This is a genomic window from Vibrio sp. 704, assembly GCF_033339295.1.
The window spans coordinates 1-682 of the sequence record NZ_JAWOUH010000477.1 but is presented as its reverse complement, the minus strand read 5'-3'; the positions used below and the strand labels follow the sequence as shown (position 1 = coordinate 682).

Annotated in this window: 2 protein-coding genes; both read right to left on the bottom strand. The window is 42.4% G+C overall.

The window, feature by feature from the left end:
- Positions 1-107 precede the first annotated feature (107 nt).
- Complete coding sequence (locus tag R7R24_RS27225) at positions 108-245, bottom strand: hypothetical protein (protein WP_005478877.1); 138 nt, start codon at positions 243-245, stop codon at positions 108-110.
- Positions 246-482: 237 nt separating this feature from the next.
- Positions 483-682 (bottom strand): ABC transporter permease (locus R7R24_RS27220; RefSeq protein ID WP_318120200.1); only part of this gene is annotated, 200 nt, incomplete at its 5' end.

Here is a 682-nt window from a genome sequence, read left to right as displayed (position 1 = left end):
ATCTATCTACGTGATGAAGACAAGCATCTGCGATAGAGAGCAAAGAAAGAGAAAGGCGAGCTAGGTAGCTCGCCTTTTTTGTGCATTGTAGTTGGGTAAAGTGCTTTCTAAATCAGCTCTTCATTGATTCCAAACTCGTTTGGCAACCAGTGAGAAGTGATCTCTTTTGGCTCTTGCACAAGCCATTCAACCGGCAAGTCAGACAGTAACTCATCGTGTTTTTCCGCCATGATCAATACGTCCATGATATCTGCTCCATTTTGTCTCTAAGCACAATGTAGAAGCCGAAGATGTCATTGAGTTGACTAAAATGTGACCATTGCATGTTGATAAGACAGGAGACTCAGAAATGTGGCTATGTTTCTGGTTGCGTATATCTTTTGGTGGCTTATCCACATTTTCTGTGGATAACCTGTATCAAAGATCGTGAGTATCTCTGAAGATCCAGAAAATTTCATAAAATTAGGGGGTTATGTGGCCAATTACTGACCTCGCTTCATTCCATCAACTGGGCGTACTTTGACCGTAACACGGCCTTCTTTTGTTTGTACAAAGCTCAATGTCATTTCAAGTGTGATGGCAACAGAGACGCTCATCATGACAAAAATAGCTAGCATGATGACCAGTTGATATTTAATGGCAACCAATGGGCTTGCGCCCCCTAGGATTTGCCCTGTCATCA